Raw genomic sequence first — 1767 nt, 5'->3', positions numbered from 1 at the left:
GGATTATTTCCTTGTCGATTTTTCCGTCGGGAACCAGGAATTTTTCCCCTATGTCCAGATAGAAGATCTTCTTGAAGTCAGCCTGTGAGGATACGAGCTTGTTTGTCTTGAGTATTTTATCTCTGACGGGGGCGTCAGGCTCTAGGGCAGGGAATATTCCGAGCAGAAGTATTTTTGTGTCCGGCATCTGCTTTTTCAGGTTGTCCAGTATCAGGCCGATGGCTGCGGCTAGGTTCTCCGGGGTGTCTCCTCCCTGGCGCCCCTGCCAGCCTAAAAGGTTGTTGACTCCTATTAGCAGGACGCATACTTTTGGGGTGAGTCCCTCGATCATCTTTCCTTTGCCGATCCTCCAGAGGAGATGATCCGTCCTGTCGGCGGCGACTCCGAAATTGACCGCCTTCAGGGGCTTGTAGTTCTTGTCCCAGACTTTCTGCCCATTAGGCCATTTGTCGTCTTTCATCCACAGCTGCGTTATGGAATCTCCCAGAAAGAGGACATCTATGCTCCCCTCGGCAGCCTTCTGCTTGGCGGCCTTGTCTATCCACATCTTGGTCACAGGCCCGCTCCAGTCAGTACGCTGTTCCGGGACGCATGCGGGATTGTTTTGTACATCAGCCGCTCCTGCCTTTCCTGAGTTGTTCTTCCCTGAACTGTCTTCTGCGGCATTGGCGGACTTGTCAAATGTCCAACGACCTACGAGACCGTCTTCTTTGGCGTAAAGATTCTGGCAGAAAAGCAAGACGGCAAGGAGGGAGAAGAATAAGACGGATGAGGGGACAGGAAGATTTATTTTCATATGCCGAATCCCTAGTTTAAACTGACGATTGAACCGATTTTGTTGTATATCTGGACAGGTGTGAGTCCAGGTATTTCCCTCATCCACGCTTCTTTTATCCTGGAGGCATTGCTTCCTTCCGCATGCCCGTCGGCAAATACGATGTTCGCCACGGTATTATGCCTTGCATGAATACCCATCAGACAGCCGGCCTCGGAATTGACAATATTTTCAGGAAGGACATAGACCTGGCAGGCGTAGCCCAGAGCGGGACTCATCGTATCACCCAGCATGATATAATCGTCGGACCTCTGTATTTTATTCATCAGCGTACCAAAGAAATAGCTTCCGTCCGTCAGGTTTACATAGTAGAAAGCAGGATCCAGGAATCTGTTGGCCTGAGTCATCGATCTCATCCCGTAGGTTCCCCACCACGCATTTTTTTCCACGTATTTATAGCTCGGGCAATGTACGACATCCCAGTTGAGGTAGTCCATGTAGAATGTCGGATACCAGGAACCCGCACTGCCCCGCCGTGCAGCGGCAAGATTATTATAATCGGAGGAATACATGACGACGGAAGTTCCTGCCTGTTTCAGATTTCCAGCGCATAGGGACTGCCTTGCCACTTCCTTGGCGCTGGACAATGCCGGAAGCAGCATCGCCGCGAGAATCGCGATGATCGCAATTACTACCAGGAGCTCGATAAGTGTAAAATATTTCCCGGAAGGACATATTTTACTTGTCCGGATTTTTAATTCAGGGATTCTCATCATGCCTCCTTTTCCAGATGCCATTTATTTATGAACATAAAACTCCCGCACTTTAGCACTTTAGCACTTTAGCACTTTAGCACTTTAGCACTTTAGAACTTTAGAACTTTAGAACTTTAGAACTTTAGAACTTTAGCACTTTAGCACTTTAGCACTTTAGCACTTTAGCACTTTAGCACTTTAGCACTTTAGCACTTTAGCACTTTAGCACTTTAGCAC

General features: G+C 48.4%; 2 protein-coding genes. Both read right to left on the bottom strand.

Annotation, left to right across the window (positions count from 1 at the left end; genetic code table 11):
• Nucleotides 1–796, bottom strand: a 796-nt coding sequence (locus tag WAZ62_RS06315) for a GDSL-type esterase/lipase family protein (protein WP_422642665.1), incomplete at its 3' end; no start/stop codon positions are given.
• Nucleotides 797–807: 11 nt separating this feature from the next.
• Nucleotides 808–1551, bottom strand: coding sequence for a prepilin-type N-terminal cleavage/methylation domain-containing protein (locus WAZ62_RS06310; protein ID WP_422642664.1), 744 nt, complete (start codon nucleotides 1549–1551; stop codon nucleotides 808–810).
• Nucleotides 1552–1767: the final 216 nt, after the last annotated feature.

Origin of the sequence: Zavarzinia sp. (genome assembly GCF_049306435.1) — a bacterium.
GTDB lineage: Bacteria > Pseudomonadota > Alphaproteobacteria > Zavarziniales > Zavarziniaceae > Zavarzinia.
This window is presented reverse-complemented; position numbering and strand designations above follow the sequence as displayed.

Bases quoted from the DNA above. Each gene is read 5' to 3' on its own strand.
- WAZ62_RS06310 (WP_422642664.1), bottom strand. From the start codon at position 1,551: ATGATGAGAATCCCTGAATTAAAAATCCGGACAAGTAAAATATGTCCT.